Source organism: Tolypothrix sp. PCC 7712 (assembly GCF_025860405.1).
GTDB lineage: Bacteria > Cyanobacteriota > Cyanobacteriia > Cyanobacteriales > Nostocaceae > Aulosira > Aulosira diplosiphon.
The window spans coordinates 312,777-332,538 of record NZ_CP063785.1 but is presented as its reverse complement, the minus strand read 5'-3'; the positions used below and the strand labels follow the sequence as shown (position 1 = coordinate 332,538).

Genomic DNA, 19,762 nt, shown 5'->3' with positions numbered 1-19,762 from the left:
AATTGGTAATTGGTAATTGGTAATTGAAAATTCTTCCTCTGCTTCCTCTGCTTCCTCTGCTCTCTTTCTCCTCATCTCCCTTACGTTCATCGGCGGTTTATTATTTGTGGTTGCAATAACTCAATGGCGATCGCAACTACTGTGTTTGGATCAATTGGCTTAACGATGTGCTTTTGAAAACCTGCGGCGATCGCTTTTTGCTGGTTTAATTCTCCCGCATAAGCAGTTAAGGCGATCGCGGGCAGAAATTTATCTGGCTGTGAGGCGCGAATAGTTTGCATAAGCATATAACCATCCATCTCCGGCATACCAATATCGCTAATTAATAAATCTGGGACTGCTTGTGCTAAAACTTGGAGTGCTTCTGCGCCGGAGGCTACGGTTGTCACTGTTGCTTGTTGTTGTGTCAGCACAAAGGTGAGAAATTCCCGGGAGTCTGGCTCGTCATCCACTACTAAAATATTGATACCCTCGAGATTGACATTTTGTGGCTCTGATGCTGGTAATGCAGGTGTCGGCACCGGATTTTTTGCTAAGGGTATATACACTGTAAACGTTGCGCCTTGTCCTTCACCAGCACTATCCACTGCTACAGTACCACCATGCAGTTCTACTAGCTGGCGGACAATCGCCAGTCCCAAACCCAAACCCCCAAATTGACGAGTGGTAGAGCCGTCTTCTTGTTGGAAATGTTCAAATACATAGGGCAAAAACTCAGCACTAATACCTTTACCTGTGTCTCGTACCTGAATCTGGGCATTTGTGCCCACACAGGTTAAACCAACTTCTATTTTTCCACCTGATGGTGTAAATTTCACGGCGTTGGATAAGATATTCCACACCACCTGTTGTAATCTTGTAGGATCGCCGATGACGCTGACCTTTGGGGTGATATGGGTGTGAATTTCTAAGGACTTTGCCTCAGCTGCTAATCGCACTGTTTCTAAGGCTGATGAAATGATGCTACATAAATCTAGGGGGATGGCATTTAAGACCAATTTACCCCGGAGAATCCGCGAAACATCCAGCAAATCGTCAATTAGTTGTACTTGTAACTTGGCGTTGCGCTCAATTGTCGCTAGTGCTGCGGCGGTGGCGCTGGGGCTGAGTTTACCATTTTGCAACAACTTCGACCAACCAAGAATCGGGTTGAGGGGGGAGCGTAATTCGTGAGAGAGGACGGCGAGAAATTCATCTTTAATACGGCTGGCTCTTTCGGCTTCTTCACGGGCGGCGCGTTCCCGGAGTAGTAATAGTTCTCGCTCTTGCTCTACTTGTTTGCGATCGCTAATATCTTCAGCTACGCCAGCAATACGATATGGTTTTCTCTCTCCATCCTGAACCAAAAAACCGCGATCGCGTATCCAGCGAATCGTCCCATCAGGGCGGATAATGCGGTATTCTTCTGAATGATTACCGTTAGTTATGCATTTCTCTGTAGCTTTTATCACTAAATCTTGATCATCTGGGTGAATCGTCTCTATCCAACTGCTTAAGTCGTGATAAAGAAGTTCTGGGGAACGCCCCCAAACTTGCTGATAAGCAGGGCTGACATAAAGTAATTTTTGTGCGCTTGCATCGCATAACCAAAAGACATTTTCAATTGTTTCTGCCATTTGCCGAAAGCGTTCTTCGCTTTCACGCAGAGATGCTTCGATTTGTTGGCGATCGCTCAATGCTGCTTCGGCTTGCATTCGTAAGTCTTTTTCGCGCAATTGTGCTTCTTGCCGTAATTGAGATAATTTTAGGCTAGCTTCTATACGTGCCAGTAATTCTTTGGCTGAAAATGGCTTGACGATATAATCATCGGCTCCGGCTGCTAGTCCTTCAATCCGCGATTCTTCTCCGGCTCTGGCTGACAATAAAATTATCGGGATATATTGAGTTTTGGGATCGTTACGTAGCGATCGCAATAATTCAAAGCCATCAATTCCTGGCATCATCACATCAGTTAACACCAAATTTGGCGGATTTTGCCGCACTGTATTCAACGCTGCAATCCCATCCCCGACGGTTTCCACCTGATAGTAATTGCTCAAAAATCGCCGCAAATAATCGCGCATATCCGCATTATCATCAGCCAAGAGAATCCGAGCAGTTTTATCTACAAATGAGTAAGTAATTACATCTCCCACCTTATCGGGAAGCCGCTTCGCGTCTACATCTCCCTCATCTCCCTTATCCCCCTCATCTCCCTCATCCCCCCTGCTCTCTGCCGTTCCCCAACGCCGTGCTTCCTCTACGTAAGCAATTGCGCCTGATGCTGTAGAAGTTGATGTGCGAATAGCGCGGAGAGATTCTGCGGGTAAATGAGCGCAGCCTGTAGGAATTGTCACTGTAAAACAGCTTCCCCCTCCCCAAACACTGGTAACACTCACCTTACCGCCATGAAGTTCTACAATTTCCCGCACTAGCGATAATCCAATTCCTGAACCTTCAAAACTTCGCCCGTGGGAACCTTTAATCCGATGAAATCGCTTAAATAAATTAGGAATTTCTTCGCTGGGAATGCCTATGCCTGTATCTTGAACTAATAAATTAACGTGGTTTTTAAAATACTCTAATTTAACGGTAATTGTGCCAGAAAAGGTAAATTTAAACGCATTAGATAAGAGGTTAAAGACAATTTTTTCCCACATTTCCCGATCCACATAAATTTCTGCGGGTAAGGCGGGACAATCAACAATTAACTGCATTCCTGCCTGTTCAATGGTGGAGCGAAATGCACTTGCAAGTTCAGCGGTGAAGGTAGCTAAATCCGTCGGTTCATATACTGCTTGAATTCTTCCAGCTTCGATGCGAGAAAAATCTAGTAAGGTGTTGACTAATTTTAATAAACGCAATCCATTGCGCTGAACAATTTCAATTCTTTCTCGTTGAATCGCAGGTAAGGAAGCAGTGTTATCTGTTAACGCATCTTCCAATGGCCCCAACATTAAAGTTAATGGCGTGCGGAATTCGTGGGAGACGTTACTAAAAAACTCGGTTTTGGCGCGGTCGATTTCTGCGAGTGCTTCCGCCCGCAGACGTTCCGCTTCGTAGGCGCGTGCATTAGCGATCGCAGTGCTAATCTGTCCTGCTACTAAATCCCAAAAGCCTTGGTAATCATCATCAAACTGACGGCGGGGACTGATACCTGCAATTAAAAATCCGCTCAGTCTCTCTTGTGTGGGGGTGGTGAGGGGTAGGACTACAGCTGTTGTGGGTGATTCCGGCCAAGCACCACCGGGTAAATCGCCAAAACCTGATTTTACTAAATCCACTAGCTGACTTTTCCCATCAGCCAGCACAGCCGGAAGTAACCAGCGATCGCATATTTGACTATCAGCGTTGATATCTATGAATTGCGGACTGGCGGTAGTTCCTGCGTCTAATCTGGTTGCGCCTACTAGTTGCGCCTGGGTTGCTTTCTCATCGAGCAAATAAAGCAAGGCAAAAGGCACATCATAAGGATTATTATCTAACGTTTGGGCGGAAATCTCACAAGCATCTTCAACAGTTTTCGCCTCTGCTGTATTCGCTGCTAATTCTCGCAAACTCCGCAACCTGCGATCGCCCACGACACGACGGGTTTCTTCAGTACAGGCGCAGAAGACTCCACCTACAGTCCCGTCGTCCTGAATAATGGGACTATAGGAAAAGGTAAAGTAGGTTTCTTCTGTGTAACCATTGCGCTGCATCACTAAGAGCAATTCCTCATTCCACGAAGATTGCCCTTTTTGCATCACAGCTTCCGCTTGTGGCCCCAGAGTGTCCCAAATCTCCGCCCAGACTTGGGATGCTGGCTGACCTAGCGCTTGCGGATGGCGTTGACCCAAAACTGGAATGTAAGCATCGTTATAAAACTTGGTCAGCGACTCTCCCCACCACACAAACATGGGGTAGCGCGACCCTAACATGATGCGAACGGCAGTTTTTAAGCATTGTGGCCAAGTTTCCACAGCACCAACAGCAGTAGTTGACCAGTCAACCAACGGCATCAGTACCGCCATCTCGCCTCCACTTGTCACAATATTTTCACATCCTGCTGATTTTTGCTTAGTGCCCACAATCTTTACTTCGCTCTGGAAAAGTATTTCATAAAAACTCAGGGTTACGAAGGAAATTCGCTTTTTTGAGAGGCGGGGTCAGATGAACAGGGTGGCTTGAGTTTGTGAATTAGGTTCATTGTTAAAGGGGAGGGGGTTGCTAGTCAATTTATCTCAAAGATGAATTGCTCAACCCCTATGGGTAATTCTGCCAAATAAACAAGGTCTATTGTAATTTTTAAGTAGAATTACCTGCTTTGTCTATACATCCTAGGAAAGAATGAATTTAACGCTGATTATCCTCAACTTTGGCAATTTCTAACATTGTTTTTAATACTGAATCTGGATTCAAACTGATGGAATCTATGCCTTGTTCTACTAAAAACTGAGCAAATTCTGGGTAATCACTGGGTGCTTGTCCACAAATGCCTATTTTGCGATTATGCTGTTTTGCAGCTTGGATGGCCATTTTAACCATGCGTTTGACACCAGGAATACGCTCATCAAATAATTTGGCGACTAAGGCGGAATCTCTATCTAATCCTAGTGTTAACTGAGTTAAATCATTGGAACCAATCGAAAAGCCATCAAAAACCTCTGCGAATTCTTCCGCCATAATCACGTTATTCGGTAACTCGCACATCACATAAACTTGCAAGCCGTTGACACCTTGCTGTAAGCCATTTTTTGCCATTTCCTCTAATACTAAACGTCCTTCTTGGGGAGTACGACAGAAGGGAATCATCGGGATGACATTGGTTAAACCCATCTCTTCCCTGACGCGTTTAATGGCGTAACATTCTAAAGCAAACGCGTCTCTATAACCTTGATCATAGTAACGTGCTGCCCCTCGCCAGCCTAACATGGGGTTTTCTTCATGGGGTTCAAATTGTTGACCACCTAACAGATTGGCGTATTCATTACTTTTAAAATCTGACATCCGCACGATGACGGTTTTCGGATAAAATGCGGCAGCAATTCTGCCAATACCTTGTCCTAATTTATCGACAAAATATTGGGGTTTATTCTCATAAAGTGCGGTGATTTCGCCAATTTTAGCTTTGACAAATTCATCTTTTAAATTGTCATAATGGACTAAGGCCATAGGATGAATTTGAATTTGATTGGCGATAATAAATTCTGTTCTAGCTAAACCTACACCATCATTAGGAATAGCAGATAAGCTAAATGCTTCTTGAGGATTACCCACATTCATTAAAATTTGGGTGCGGGTGCGGGGTAAGTTTTCTAGGGGAACTTCTTTGACTTCAAAGGGTAATAATCCAGGGTAAACCCTTCCTTCTTCACCTTCCGCACAAGAAATTGTCACTTCTTGCCCAGTTTTTAAGATTTCCGTCGCATTCCCGCAACCGACAATTGCAGGTACACCCAATTCTCGCGCAATAATCGCCGCATGACAGGTGCGACCCCCAGAATTAGTGATAATTGCACTAGCACGTTTCATAATCGGTTCCCAGTCGGGATCAGTTCTATCGGTAACTAAAACATCCCCAGCTTGGAACTGGTCGATTTTATGCACATCAAGAATTAGGCTGACTTTTCCTTGGCTAATCGCTTCCCCAATCGCCCGTCCGGTTACCAGAGGTACAGGTAATTCGGGATTATGGATGAGGGATTGGAATGATTTTTCCCCAGTCCCCAGTCCCCATTCTCCCGTCCCCAACAACAAACGATAACTCCGCAATAAGTTACCCTGCTTCTGCGATTGCACAGTTTCCGGACGTGCTTGCACGATAAATAATTGATTAGTAATGCCATCTTTTGCCCACTCTATATCCATTGGGGTGTAATGGCCGTGAACTTGAGAATAATGGTCTTCAATCGCACAAGCCCAACGCGCTAGTTGTAAAATCTCCTCATCGGTGAGGACAAATTGACTCCTTTCGCCAGGAGGAACTAGGACATTTTTCGTAAATTTTGAGCCGTCATCATAGACCATTTTTAATTCTTTACTACCCAATTTTTTATCAACAATTGGGCTAAAACCTGCTTTTAAAGTCGGTTTAAACACATAATATTCATCAGGATTGACTGTTCCCTGAACAACATTTTCACCTAAGCCGTAAGCAGCAGTAATTAACGCCGCATCCTTAAATCCAGATTCCGTTTCAATAGAGAACATCACCCCAGCAGATGCTAAATCCGATCGCACCATTTTCTGCACACCCACAGCCAACGCCACACTAAAATGGTCAAAGCCCTTAGTATGACGATAGGAAATAGCGCGATCGGTAAATAAGGAAGCAAAGCACCGATGACAAGCGCCTAAAACCCCCGCCGCACCTACAACGTTGAGGTAAGTTTCCTGTTGTCCCGCAAAACTCGCATCGGGTAAGTCTTCCGCCGTAGCGCTAGAACGAACAGCGACATCTGTATCTGCATTGTACGACTCACACAAACTTGCATAGGCATTGGCGATCGCACTCCGCAATTCTGGGGGAAATGGTGTGTGCATTAATAGCGATCGCGCTTTTTTACCCCGTTCTTGTAAATTTTTGACATCCTCCACATCCAAATCTGCAAATAGTTCTCGTAGCTTGGCTTCTAACCCCGCAGACTCGATGAAATAACGATACGCATAAGCAGTAGTAGCAAACCCCATAGGAACATTAACGCCTTTGGGTGTCAACTGTTGAATCATCTCCCCGAGTGAGGCATTTTTACCACCCACTAAGGGAATATCCGCAATCCCCACCTCATCAAACCAAAGAATCAGCGATCGCTCTTTGGTATCAACAGACAAAGTATTTTTAGCTACTGTTACCATCAGTATTACCTCACAAGTAAATGCTCTGGTTGTAAGTGCGAAATCGCTAGTACTGCTACGCGGAATCGAATAAGACTCAAGCAGAAATAGTCAGGGATCAATAAGAAGCAGCTATTACTCAGGAATTATCTTCGTTTGTCTAGAATCTTTATTTCCGCCGTGGTGTGCTAGTATTTTTTGCCCATGTTTAATTTTAGATATTAAATTTGGGATTGTGCTATAAATTGCCAGGATTTAGTCAAGAAAAGTTAACAATAATTGGCGATAATATCTCTATTGAGAATTAGGGATATAATATAAGATGGCGCAATTAGAACAATTACTGAAAATGGCAGAAGACGAGCTAACTGAGTACAGTACTGATGCTCGCAAAATCGAAAAACTGCGCCGTAAAATTGGCTTATCAGCATCTTTAGCAGAACAAAGGCAAATCAAAGCTGCCTTATTAGCTACCATGCAATCAAATCAGATTGCCCAAATTGTCGAAGAACAAAGACAAGTTGTCGCTTTACCATTTTGGGGAATTGCAGGTTTAGGCTTATTATTAGGAATTTCTCTAAATCAACCGATAGGATTATTAGCAGCTATCGCTGGTAGTGTCGCTGCTTTTAGAATTCAAAAATGGGGTTGGCAATTACAAGCAAAACGCCTATTACTGCAAACATTTGAAGATATTGAAGCGCGGATTGCTCAACCTAAGTAGACCAACAGAATTAAACATAACTCTTGGGCATTCTCATGCATAATTGAGTTCGTAGACGCAGCCCGCCGCAGGTATTCGCCTTTGTGTGATTGTGGATGAAAGAGCGCTCTCGCTTTTTTCCACAATCCTGTAATATCATTTTATGATTGACCATGACCAATTATTCAAAAAGCTCTTAGAAAACTTCTTTCCTGAGTTCATAGAGCTATTTTTCCCCGATATTACTAACTACTGGGAACGTGACAGCATCGAATTTCTACCCCAAGAGGTGTTTACAGATATCACTGTGGGGACGAAGAAAATCGTTGATTTACTTGTCCGCGCATCTTTTCGCAATCAAGATTCATTATTTATCATCCATACCGAACATCAATCATCTAGTGAATCTGATTTTAATGCGCGGATGTTCACTTATTTTGCACGTCTACACGAAAAATATGCCTTGCCAATTTACCCGATTGTCTTATATTCTCACGACTCACCCCTAACCCGCGAACCAAACATTTACACCGTTGAGTTTCCTGGTTGGAAAGTCCTAGAATTTAACTATAGGGTAATTCAATTAAACCAACTCAATTGGCGCGATTTTGTCAATACACCCAATCCAGTTGCAAGTGCTTTAATCTCAAAAATGCGGATGGACAAACAAGAACGTCCCACCGTGAAATTATTGTCATTACAGTTACTTGTGAGTTTGGGACTCAATCCCGCACAAATTGAGCTAATTTCCCAATTTGTCGATGTTTACCTGGAATTAAACACTCAGGAAGAAGCCATTTTCCAATCTCAACTTGCTACCATTGAACCAGCACAGGAGGAAGAAGTTATGGAGATTGTCACAAGTTGGGAACGTAGAGCAAGTCAGAGAGAAGCTGTAACGATGGTTTTGCGACAACTCAATCGTCGTGTCGGTGCGTTAACTCCCCTGTTACAGGAACGGATTCAACAGCTATCAACCCCTCAGTTAGAAGATTTGGGTGAAGCCTTGTTAGATTTTAGTGCGATCGCCGACTTAGAAAACTGGTTGATTGCTCATGAAAATTGAGGATAAGTAAAAGCGATCGCCTTGGCTTTGTAACTATCCACAGTGCGTTGGCGCAGCCCGCCGCAGGCATCGCTTGGACATTCTCAACTTTCCTAAGATTCTCTTCCTGAAGTCCAGGTATCACGCCACTTCACAGTACCTTCTTTGGCAATTACCCAGCGACGAGGAACGGTATTCTCGCGCAGGGGCGATCGCCCTTCGCGCCATAAAGCATATTTATAGCTAATCAACTTACCTGTACTTTCATCAAAGGGAATCTCTGCAAACCAGGTATTGGTGTTGATGTACTCTAGGGGATAGGCTTTGCTGATATCCCAGTTACCCAACTCTGGACAGTCGCCAGTCACCACGATGGTTTCACCGGGTTGAGTTTGTACGCCGTTTAATTGTACGCGGACAATTGTCTGTCCTTTGATTCTCTCCCCAACGTGACTGAAAACAATCACTCCCCGTTCTGCAAGTACTAAGTTGTGAATTTTGCCGTCTTTGACTTCATACTTGTTACGAGTAACCACACAAGTATGTTCGCCATCTGGTAATTCTGTTTCGACTTCCTCTAGAGTGACTTCTCCCCCGCGATTCAATGCAACAAAGCACAAAGAATCACGATAACGGCGCACGTAGCAATAAACATCTTCAGTTAAGTATTTTTGCCAGTGGCTACCCATTGATATGGCTGGGTTTAATCGCCGCAAACCAGATAATAATCTGAGGTAACGGTAAATTTCTGTATCAGTATCCCAATTCTCCATCATTGGGCGATTGTAGGGATCGTTACCGCCATCGGTATCGTTATGCAGATATTGTTCTGTACCGTAATAAATGCAGGGAATACCACGACAAGTCATAATGAGAGCGATCGCTACCTTTAACATCGCTGGATCTGGGTTCAGCGATTGGAAGCGAGACATATCATGGTTATCGATAAAGGTAATTAACTCGGTAGCCCCGTTATAGCGATGGTCTTGGTCAAAGATATATTGAATGGTATGGAAACCATTTTCTGAACCTTGAGCTAATGCAGCTCTAATTGCTACACACAACCCAAAGTCTAGCATTGTCATCCCTGAGTTATTGGCAAATTCCACAGAGCGATCGTCACTGGGACTACTATAAATCCATTCGCCAAAAATAAAGACATCTGGCTTGTGATTGCACATATCACCAGTGAATTCTTGCCAAAACCAAATGGGCATATGCTTAACAGTATCCACCCGTAAAGCATCTACACCCCTATCTAGCCATTGTTTAATAGATGACTTGATATACTCACGGTATTCGCTATTATTTTCATTAAAGGTTGCTAGACCAGCTAATTCGCAATTCTGTACTTGCCAATCATCTTCCCAGTTTTGCACTTCCCCGTAGTGATGATACCAATTATTTACATCATCATTAAAGTCAGCAATTTTCACGCCATCATCATATAATTCACCTTTACTGCCACTAGTATCTGGAGTGCTATGGTTGCAAACAATATCTAGTATTAATTTCATGTTGCGCTTATGCATTTCTGCAATTAAGCGGTCAAAAGTGGTATCTTTTGTCTCTTGGGTAGCGTTTAAAGAAGGGTTTTCATCTTTAGCAATGAATCGAGGATTAAGCCGCTTAAAGTCTTTTGTCCAGTAGCCATGTATGGCAGCATTACCAACAAATAACTCTTCAACTTGCTCAAATAAAGGAGTTAGCCAAATAGCTGTTACTCCCATATTTTTCAAATAGTCTAATTTATCAATGACACCTTGTAAATCGCCACCCCAGTATTTACCCCAGTCTTGCCCTGTGGGGTCGTAGAGTTCTGAGTTGATTCCTTCGCTATTATCTGGATCGCCATCATGAAAGCGATCAACTACGAGAAAGTAAATAGTTTCTTGGCGAAATTCAATATCCCTGGTGTAGAGAAATTCTAAATTAATTTCTGTCTCTGTTGGCGGCGATTGAATAATATTTTCTACTTCTTGATTGGGTGCATCTACTTTGTATTGCTCTGGAGAGAATTGAGATGGGGGAGTCTGTACCATAAAAATAATCAAAGTTATAGAGAATAAAAGTTTGCAGCCTTCAGAAGATGTCGTGGTGAACTTATTCATGTAACTGCTAACATGGGTATTATCTAATCATATTTCTGCTTTAGGCATCTATCCCCAGTTACTAACAGCTTATGCCTTTGGTATGACTTAAATGAATAATCTCTATATCTCGGGATATCAATAGCTACAGAGCAGGCATTTTATGAGAGCGATCGCTGTATAGAAGCAAACGCTGATTTTGATTATTCTTGAAATGCGTAATATCAATTCACGACAACATCAATTATCCTATGGGCAATGCAACATTATTATGCCCTTACCAAGGTATGTATAAATTTATAAAAAAAATCATTAATACAATCAGAAAGCTTTCATATTTAAATGAGCGCTTTTCAATATTTTTTATGGTTCGGAGAATTATTATAGAACTTATATTTGATTTTTGAAACTTAAGTAGGATGGGTTAGCGATAGCGTAACGCATTTTTATTACCTCTATTCTGCTTGCAGATTCAGCACAACATTAATAGGTGAAAACTTAAAATTTAATAAGGCTTACTGGATCAGATACCCGACTTTTCAAAAAGTTGGGTATCTAAATCCCGTGTCAATACTTGTCGGTTAAGGGTAAAAGGGGAAGGGGAAAAAGGGCAAGAAAAAACCTTTAACCCTTACCCTTTAACCTTTTCCCCAAACCCAATTCCGAGTTGAAAATCCTTAACCGAGCAGTATTGAATCCCGCGTCAATCTTCGGTGGTGCTTTAGCCTGCGGCGTAACACACCCTACCCCAAGTACATGTTTTTTTCCTCACCTCACAACAATTTAATCAGCAAAAGCAGATATTGCTTTCTCATTGCAGTGTATTGAGCAAGTAAAAGCAGATATTGCTTATTCAAAAGCAGCTTTTGCTTACTCATTGCAGTGTATTTAGTAAGCAAAAGTAGATATTGCTTATTCAAACACAGCTTTTGCTTACTCATTGCAGTGTATTTAGTAAGCAAAAGCAGATATTGCTTATTCAAACGCAGCTTTTACTTTCTTATTTCAGTATATTTAGCAAATAAAAGTAGATATTGCTTTCTCATTTGCGTATTTCCTTCCAGAAATCGCAGCATAAATACAGCAGATGGCAAGTTGGTGAGGTACGCTGGATGTTAAGAATTTTTGATGGTGCTTTCCTTGGCGATCGCATCACCACTGCAACGTCATAGAAAAAGTGAAGATAGCCAGTGCGATCGCACCTACTCAAGCAATATAGTGCTGTCTAGATCCCCGACTTTTTGAATTTGACTTTAGCCAATTGAGATTTCTGATATTCATTGTCTCCCATAATGCACTCATTTTGGCTGTTTAATTGCGCTTAGTGTCGATTTCTGGAATTACAAATACTGTTGCTTTATTATCTAACACTAGTTTGTCAATCAGTTTCGTAGTTTAGATATTTATGTTTCCCAAGCGCCGAATTTTTCTAGCACCGCTTATCATTATTGGTATCTTAGTGACATTTTTAGGATTTAGCAGTTTCCAAAGTATACCTGCAAATTCTCAGGAAATTCCCAAACCTACCCTTACAGCAACTGTTGACTTGGGACGCTCATTTAATCAGTTGGGTATTCAAGGTTCTATTTTAATTTACGATCGCAACAACAAAAAATTCTACGAACACAATGCGGCGCGCAATTCACAAGCGTTCCTTCCCGCTTCGACTTTCAAAATTTTTAACTCGCTTGTCGCCTTAGAAACTGGGGTAATTCCCAATGATGTAGCTGTGTTGACTTGGGATGGTATTCAGCGCCAATTTCCCAGATGGAATCAAGATACCAATATCCGCCAAGCATTTAAAAATTCTACAGTCTGGTTTTATCAAGTGCTAGCGCGCAGAATTGGTTACGAACGGATGAATAAATTTATCCAGCAAGTTGGCTATGGAAATCGTCAAATTGGTACACCAGAGCAAATTGATAAATTTTGGTTAGAAGGGCCACTAAAAATTACAGCCCGACAACAAATTGAGTTTTTAGAAAGTCTCCAGCGCCAAGATTTACCTTTCTCACAACGGACTTTTGATTTAGTCAAAGATATTATGATTTACGAAAGTACCCCCGACTATATACTACGCGGAAAAACAGGCTTGGCTACAAGTGTTACTCCTAATTTTGGCTGGTTTGTAGGATATTTAGAACAAAATAATAATATTTATTTCTTTGCCACAAATATTGATATTCGCAATGAGAATGATGCTCCGGTTCGTATTGAAATTACTCGGCGTAGTCTCAAAGCTTTAGGGTTGCTATAAGACAGATTGTGTAGTTAATACCAATTTGAAACAAGAATGCGACAGATTGTGGGGGTAAGGCAATGCCCATACGTGTCAACTTAACGTAAAACCCGCACTTGTGCAAGGTTTCGCCCTCACCCCCAGCCCCTCTCCCTCAGGGCTACGGTGTACACAGAAGTCTTGAAATTCCCCCTAGTACTTGGTTTCGTCATCTAACTAATGGTTGTGCGATCGCTCCCGAAGCCAGTCATTGCGAGGAGGAACGACGAAGCAATCGCAAAAACCACGGGATTATGTGATTACTTCGCTGCGCTCGTAATGACATTTTAAGGGGACTATAACGCCTGAAACCTTTGTAGATAGTACTTGTGTGTACACCGTAGCTCCCTCAGGGAGAAGGGAGCAAGAAATTCAATTCCCCTTCTCCCGGGGGAGAAGGGGTTAGGGGATGAGGGCGCGAGGTATTTGTACAACGCCCGCCCTATATAGCTTTTAGCTTAAGTTAAAACAGGTGGGCATTGCCTTGCCCTCTAGAATATTATTGATTTGTCGCAAACATTATTTGATTTGGTATTATTACCAATTTGAAAAAATTATGCAACAGATGGTTAGGGCACGGCATCCAAAATCTTTTGGTATATTCAATTATCTTACTGGTGCCGTGCCCCTACAAAGAATTTATATGTGGCAAAGATTATTTGAATTGGTATTATTACCCTTTACCCTTTTACCTTTCCCCCTTAACCCTACACTAGGACTATTTAACTAAAACGATTTGCTCGTTTGCGGCGTTTTATTTCTGCTTGAATGGCATTCACCACAGTTTCAACTACTTTAACTCTGGCATAGTATTTATCATTAGCAGCAACGATTGTCCAAGGAGCATTTGGGGTAGTGGTACGTTGAATTGCTTGATTAACTGCTACTTCGTAATAAGGCCATTTTTCGCGATTGCGCCAATCTTCATCGGTGAGTTTGTACTGTTTAAAAACATCATTTTGGCGTTCAGTAAAGCGCTTTAGTTGTTCCTCTGGGCTAATGTGTAGCCATAACTTAACTACAACATAACCTGCACTAGTTAATTGGGCTTCAAATTCGTTAATTTCTTGATAGGCTCTGCGCCACTCGGTTTCTAGGGCAAATCCTTCAACGCGCTCGACTAAAACACGCCCATACCAAGAACGATCAAAAATACCAATTGTGCCCACTGTGGGTAATCGCCGCCAAAATCGCCAGAGGTAATGATGGGCTTTTTCTTCATCTGAAGGTGCAGCAAAGGGATGGACAAAGTAACTCCGGGGATCGAGGATATCTGTTAGACGCTTAATAGCCCCGCCTTTACCAGCTGCATCCCAACCTTCAAACAGCACTAATACAGGAATTTGATGTTTGTGGATGCTTAACTGTAACTGACGCAGTTGTATCTGTTCTCTAGCTAATTGTTCTTCGTAGTCTACTTCGGAAAGACTTTGGTTTAAATCAACCTGAGCGAGTAAATTCGGTTCTGTGGGTTCTAAATGCGCTTGTGGCGGTATTATCGGCGCAGGAAGCTTAATTTCTAGTCGATCTAGGGCAGTTGTTAAAGTAGCTACTAAATGAGTTAGCACTTTTACCCTAGCCCAGCGTTGGGAATCACCTTCTACTAAAGTCCAAGGAGAACTACCAGTACTCGTTTGCACTAGCATTTCTTCAGCAAAAGCCGTATAGCGCTCGTAATGTTTTTCTTGCTGCCAATCTTCTTTACGTACCCGCCAAGCTGTCAGGGGATCTTTGGCATATTCTTTCAAGCGGCTTTTTAATTCTTTACGGCTGAGATGTATCCAAAATTTAGCGATCGCAACTCCATCATCTACCATCTGCCGCTCAAAAGAATTAATTTGCCCCATTAAAGTGGGGATTTGAGTGTTTGACACGCGCTCAAATAAACGGTCTTCTAAAACATGGGTATACCAACTATGGTAAAAAATGCTGATTGCGCCTTGGGGCGGTAGTTTTTCCCAAAACCTCCAGAGAAAAGGATACTGGCGTTCTTCGGGTGTAGCCGCCCAAATGGGATGAACTTTAAATCCACGGGGGTCAATATAAGATACCATTTGCTTGACTAACCCACCTTTACCAGAAGCAGCCCAACCTTCCAAGACGACAATCACAGGTAATTTTTTTTCCCAACAAGCAGTTTGCAACACCCGCAGTTGATGCATGAGTCTGTCAATCTCAGACTTATAAGTTGCTTTTTCTAAAGTCAGGCTTAAATCTAGTGTATTTAACATAATAATTTCTAATTCGTATTTCGTAATTCGTAATTCGTAACTCTTAATTAAGAATTGCGAATTTTTCAGGATACGGATTGCTGAATTATAGATAATATGCCGAAAACACCAGAGTACCTACAAATAGTAAATGAAATATAAATTTATTAACAACTATTTAAGGAATTGGGCTTCAGGCTCGTGACACTATAAATAGCAGCTGCCTTGCTGCTCAAGACTGTATACAAGCAGTAGTGGGCGTGGATAGCCAATCCAAGTCAACTACTCAGGGTAAAACTTTTCTCTAAAAACTGGTGATTGGCATGACTGAAACACCGATGAATGTGAGGTTTCCTCAAGGACGCACAGCTTTTTTGCTGATTCATGGGATTGGCGAACAAAATCCTTATGAAACTGTAGACTATTTTGCTCAGAACTTCCTCAAATATTTTCAAGGGCAGAATTTACCAACTGAATTAGAACATTTAATTGCTAGGCGTAAACTAGCTAATGGCGGTGCGTGGACAGAAAGCTTTGTTAGGTTAAGTCCTCCTAACAATGAACAAGATTTAATTGATGTTCATGAATATTATTGGGCACCTGATACAGAAAATAAAACCACTGTACCTGAGATATTGCAATGGGCGGAACAAACATTAGATGGGACAATTAAGTTTTACAATCGTAAAGAAAATAAAGATTTATTAGATAAATTACTGGATAATCAACATCGCCAAAGTGTATTTAAATTCCGACTGCGATCGCTGACTTTATTCTTGCGTTTATTTAACTTCCTTTACCCTGCATTACGATTAGCAATTTTGTTAGTTTTGTTATTAACTGGGCCCATGCTCAAAGGACGTTTTTTACAATCAGCATGGAAACTTAGTAAACAACTAATTACTCCACCTTTAGTTAATTTTGTGGGTGATGTTTCTATCTACACTAAAACTAATCCCAAATCACCTTACCAAAGAATTCGTCAGCAAGTAATTACAGATTGTCTAACTTTGTTGCAACAAATTAGCCAAGACCCGCACGCAAGATACGATCAAGTGATTATTGCGGGACATTCTCTTGGTAGCTGTATTGCTTACGATACCTTAAATCTTCTCTGTATTGAGGCCAGCCTGGATAAGGAATCTAGTGCAAATATGGGTATTGATAAGCTGAAAGGATTAATTACTTTTGGTTCACCTTTAGATAAAATTGCTTTTTTCTTCCGCGAAACTGCAGAAGAACAGCAATATATTAGACAACGTATTTTAGAACACCTTAATTCTTTCCGCGTCAAGCCAGAATTTACGCGCAAGATTTCCTATTTATCGAAAAATCCAGTAACTTGTAAGCTTGAGCAACTCAAATGGGTGAATTATTTTCACTTGCAAGACCCAATTAGCGGTAATCTAGATTACTACGAAAATTTAGAAAATGAGGAAATGACCGATAAAACAAAGTGGGGAACTGATGGTCACTTAATTTACTGGACTAGTATGAAGTTCTATGAGAGCATTACCAATCGCTTTTTATATGTCTCAAAAAAATAAGGCAGCAGAAAATCTGACTTTATACTAAAAGTTATTCGTTGGTTGTTAAATAAACCTTAAGTAAATTATGGCTACAATGGCGAATCTTCGTGAAGGAAGATTCGCTTTATTGCGAAACTTGCCATTCTCTCTTTTAATCAGTGATGAATAGAAAGCTATTTTTTGGAGGTAGCAATAATGACTCGTTATGATAAGATTTTTAACTCAAAAGAAACCACAGAAGATGTATTGAATCCAGAAGAAGCCGTAGCCGCGATCGCGGTGATCACTGCGATCGCAGATTCTTCACTAGAAGATGTGGATGCGGAAAGTTTAGCCAGCGTCCTCTGGGATTTCGAGGTTTTTGACGAATATGCAGAAGAGGAAATCACCGAAATCGTCTATAGATTAATTGACATCGCCGAAACAGATGGACTCGGCGCTTTGTATAATATCGCCAGCGCCGCCTTGGGGGATGATATTGTACTGGATGGGTTTGCTGCTGGTGTCATAGTACTTATAGACGAAGAATTGACGATTCCGCCAGCAAAACAGGCTTATCTTAAAGAATTACAAGCAGCGTTGGATCTAGAAGATGAAGAAGCACAGGAAATTATTCAAGAGGTAATTGCTGCTGTTGAAGAAGGAGAAAATGCTGAGTTTGCAGATGACGAAGCGGAAATTACTTTACCAGAAGACTATATTAACTCGGTGTATGAATCGCCTTTAGGAAATTTTACAGTTCCCATTCCCGTGAAATCAGAGGATGGAGGGAGAATTCAAAGCCAGGAAGGAGTAGTTGGCTTTTCTGATGACATAGGGACTTTATTGCGAATTGATTATTATCCACTTCTCCCGGAATACCTGGAGGATATAGAAACTGTCGGACAGGAAGAATATCTCCAATCAATTTTAGTAGAAAAATATGTACCTCAAGCAATTTATGCGAATGTACCCAATTCGGAAATCAAGTATGCTGAATATTTAGAAGATGCCTTAGATGGTGCTTACTACGTATTAGTTGATATGCCACAAGGGTCAACAATTTCTAAGCAAGAAAGTAACGGCAATGCTAAAAGATTAGATGCCTACCGAGGGTTAATTACCTTTATGAATTCGGATTTTTTATATATAGTCAGCAGTCAGCGCAGCTTTTTAAATGGCGACAAACCTGCACCTTTAGAAGAAGAAATCGAGAACATTAAAGAACAGATTTTAGATTTTGTAGAAAGTATCGAGTTTAATTAGCAAAATTATAGTCATCCCTCTGTAGTGAAAGCAGGGGGATAAGTATTTGGGGAAGGGGGAAGGGAGAAGGGGGAAGGGGGAAGGGAGAAGGGAGAAGGGGGAAGGGGGAAGGGAGAAGGGGGAAGGGGTAATTGGTCAATTTTTTAGGGTGGGGACTACTAATATTTCTTTAAAAAAACAGATTTTGATTGCTTTTTAAAGATTAAAGGTTTTTTATTTCCCTTTCCCCTTTCCCCTTTTTCCCCTTAACCGACAAGTATTGAAAGTGGTTGACAATGTGCCAAGAGCGATCGCATTATCCAATAGTCTAAAAATGCGTGGAACGAGCAAGTTCTTCTGTAAGCTGAAATTAGCTCTTTTCTCAATAGAAGAAAATATCTCAGATGTCAAATGATGAATAATTTGGGTGGTTGAGTTGGTAATATGTCAAACTATCATCGGCACGTGTATTAGCCGGATCTGATAAAAACTTGCTATAACCTGTGTGCAGACAGAATCGTCATTCTCGTTGAATCTCATTGTGAACCCTAAAATATATGGCGCAGCCACTCTCACCTCCTCAAGAACCTTTTGACACTGGGACAGCAACTAAAGGCAAACACAAACTTTCTCCTCGTTTGTTGATACCTTTAGGTTTATTACTCACAGGTATTGGGATCTTCACCTCCTATGTGATTTCCTCGAACTCACAAGCCAATACGCTGCGGGTAACTGGTCGGATTGAAGGTTATGAAACTGATATTGGCGCTAAAGTAGCGGGAAGAATTGAGTCTGTAGCGGTACGCGAAGGCGATACTGTGCAAAAGAATCAAGTTATTGTCAAGCTAGACGACGCAGAGATCCAAGCTCAACTTAAAGGTGCATTGGCGCGTGTGGATGTGATGCAAAAGCAAGAAGAACAAGCACGCTTGCAAATTAGTATTTTAGAAAGTCAAATTTTAGAAAATCAATTGGTCTTAAAACAAGCTTTGGGAGATGCGAAAGGTCGGATTTTTCAGGCGGAATCATCAGTAGCTTCCAGTGAAGCACAGCTAAATCAAGCGATCGCTAATGTAGAACAAGCCAAATCTGAGTTGAAATTGGCGCAAATGAACCGCGATCGCTACGCTAGATTGGTAAATCAGGGAGCTGTAACTAGGCAACAATATGATCAAGCACAAACCAGTTGGGAAACAGCTTTAGCTAACCTCAGATCCCGTCAAGCAGCTGTCGATTCTTTCCGCAAATTAGTCAATTCAGCGCAAGGACAATTAACCCAAGCTCAAAGTACCGGATTAAACCCCTCCATTCGCAGTACTCAACTCAATAGCTTAAACACGCAATTGCAGCAAACTCGCTTGAAACTCGCCGCCGCCCAAGCTGATGTCGCCAATGCTAAAGCCTCTCAGCAGGAAATGAAAGCCAAAATTGCCGACCTCAACGTCATTAGTCCAATTAACGGCGTAGTTGTCAGCCGGAATGTAGAACCCGGTGCAGTTGTAACCACTGGCAAAACTCTCCTGACAATAATTGATCCCCAAACAGTCTATCTCCGTGGTTTTATTCCCCAGGGCGATATTGGGAAAGTGCGTGTCGGTCAAGAAGCTAAGATATTTCTAGACTCAGCAGCCAAAAAACCCCTGAGTGCTAAAGTTGCTGCTATTGATACCCAAGCTTCTTTTACCCCAGAGAATATTTATTTCCAACAAGACCGAGTTAAACAAGTCTTTGGTGTGAAAATTACCATCGACAACCCCGAAGGATTTGCTAAACCAGGAATGCCGGCAGATGGGGAGATTGATATTTCATCGGAGGTAGAGAAATGAAGAGGATAGGGGAGAAGAAAGACAAAAGTAAGAGAATTTGTGAGGTAGGGAGGATGTAGTTT

At 41.8% G+C, this 19,762-nt stretch carries 10 protein-coding genes; 6 read left to right on the top strand and 4 right to left on the bottom strand.

The window, feature by feature from the left end; all coding sequences use genetic code 11:
• Positions 1–86: 86 nt before the first annotated feature.
• Together HGR01_RS01330 and ppsA are read right to left on the bottom strand one after the other, a co-directional pair.
• Positions 87–3,980 carry an ATP-binding protein gene (locus tag HGR01_RS01330; protein ID WP_413777624.1) on the bottom strand — a complete coding sequence of 1,298 codons (3,894 nt, stop codon included), beginning with the start codon at positions 3,978–3,980 and terminating at the stop codon, positions 87–89.
• A 334-nt stretch (positions 3,981–4,314) separates the two neighbouring features.
• A complete protein-coding gene (ppsA, locus tag HGR01_RS01325) occupies positions 4,315–6,816 on the bottom strand; it encodes a phosphoenolpyruvate synthase (protein ID WP_045869947.1) in 2,502 nt (833 codons plus the stop codon).
• A gap of 301 nt (positions 6,817–7,117) precedes the next feature.
• Between ppsA and HGR01_RS01320 the strand changes: the two genes are divergently transcribed.
• Together HGR01_RS01320 and HGR01_RS01315 are read left to right on the top strand one after the other, a co-directional pair.
• Positions 7,118–7,519 (top strand): hypothetical protein, encoded by a 402-nt coding sequence (locus tag HGR01_RS01320; RefSeq protein ID WP_045869946.1) that lies wholly within the window; start codon positions 7,118–7,120, stop codon positions 7,517–7,519.
• A gap of 142 nt (positions 7,520–7,661) precedes the next feature.
• Complete coding sequence (locus tag HGR01_RS01315; RefSeq protein ID WP_045869945.1) at positions 7,662–8,564, top strand: DUF4351 domain-containing protein; 903 nt, start codon at positions 7,662–7,664, stop codon at positions 8,562–8,564.
• 92 nt (positions 8,565–8,656) lie between these two features.
• On the opposite strand, the gene HGR01_RS01310 is transcribed toward HGR01_RS01315, so the two are convergent.
• Positions 8,657–10,585, bottom strand: coding sequence for an alpha-amylase family glycosyl hydrolase (locus tag HGR01_RS01310; protein WP_045869944.1), 1,929 nt, complete (start codon positions 10,583–10,585; stop codon positions 8,657–8,659).
• A gap of 1,453 nt (positions 10,586–12,038) precedes the next feature.
• Here HGR01_RS01310 and blaOXA point away from each other — a divergent pair.
• Positions 12,039–12,890 (top strand): class D beta-lactamase, encoded by an 852-nt coding sequence (gene blaOXA / locus HGR01_RS01305; RefSeq protein WP_045869943.1) that lies wholly within the window; start codon positions 12,039–12,041, stop codon positions 12,888–12,890.
• A gap of 743 nt (positions 12,891–13,633) precedes the next feature.
• Here blaOXA and pap read toward each other — a convergent pair.
• The gene (pap, locus tag HGR01_RS01300) at positions 13,634–15,142 is read right to left on the bottom strand and encodes a polyphosphate:AMP phosphotransferase (protein ID WP_045869941.1); all 1,509 of its coding nucleotides are present in this window, start codon (positions 15,140–15,142) and stop codon (positions 13,634–13,636) included.
• Positions 15,143–15,444: 302 nt separating this feature from the next.
• On the opposite strand from pap, the gene HGR01_RS01295 reads away from it, so the two are divergent.
• The 3 genes from HGR01_RS01295 (at position 15,445) to HGR01_RS01285 (ending at position 19,700) form a co-directional block, all read left to right on the top strand.
• On the top strand, positions 15,445–16,668 hold the full coding sequence (locus HGR01_RS01295) for a P2 GpE family protein (protein ID WP_045869940.1): 1,224 nt from the start codon (positions 15,445–15,447) through the stop codon (positions 16,666–16,668).
• Positions 16,669–16,845: 177 nt separating this feature from the next.
• Positions 16,846–17,895 carry a hypothetical protein gene (locus HGR01_RS01290; protein ID WP_045869939.1) on the top strand — a complete coding sequence of 350 codons (1,050 nt, stop codon included), beginning with the start codon at positions 16,846–16,848 and terminating at the stop codon, positions 17,893–17,895.
• 536 nt (positions 17,896–18,431) lie between these two features.
• Positions 18,432–19,700, top strand: a complete 1,269-nt coding sequence (locus HGR01_RS01285; protein WP_045869938.1) for an HlyD family secretion protein — start codon at positions 18,432–18,434, stop codon at positions 19,698–19,700.
• Positions 19,701–19,762: the final 62 nt, after the last annotated feature.